Consider the following 508-nt stretch of genomic DNA (forward strand, 5'->3'; position numbering starts at 1 on the left):
GTACTCCGTTTTCTGCAATATAAGACATCAATGGCACAAAAGTAGCAGCCCCGTTGTCAATGACAGCAATACCTTCCTCGTTTACCAGCTTCTCAATCAATCCATCAAAACAGCGGGAATCAATATTATTACTGTCATTTAAAATATCGATTACTTCAGGATTTAACGCCGAGAAACGGCTAAAAGAAGGATTTACGGGATCAGTATCAAAGCAATGCAGTTGCTCTCCACTGGCTTTTGCTTTGAGGTAGTCACCTAAAAAACTTGCAATCGTTGATTTACCAACGCCGCCTTTACCTTGTGCAATAAAATGGACTTCTTTCATGGCATAACCTTTCGTTTGTTCAAATGATTTTTTACAAAAAGAAACCTGCTCGTCCCTGAACAAGTTTGTGTTTGTAAAAAAAGCAGCCCTATAAGCAGGGCTGCCGAAGCTGCTAAACATTTATGCCTATGTAGAGCAGGAGTGAAGATTTAACGAATATCTACCCAGCGACCACCATTCTTC

1 pseudogene is annotated in these 508 nt (G+C 40.4%); it reads right to left on the minus strand.

What is annotated here, in order from left to right:
* Positions 1 to 325, minus strand: a pseudogene (locus tag ACTHUR_RS18665) (conjugal transfer protein TraL); the annotation flags it as partial.
* Positions 326 to 508: the final 183 nt, after the last annotated feature.

This window comes from Neisseria sp. P0021.S007, assembly GCF_051956855.1.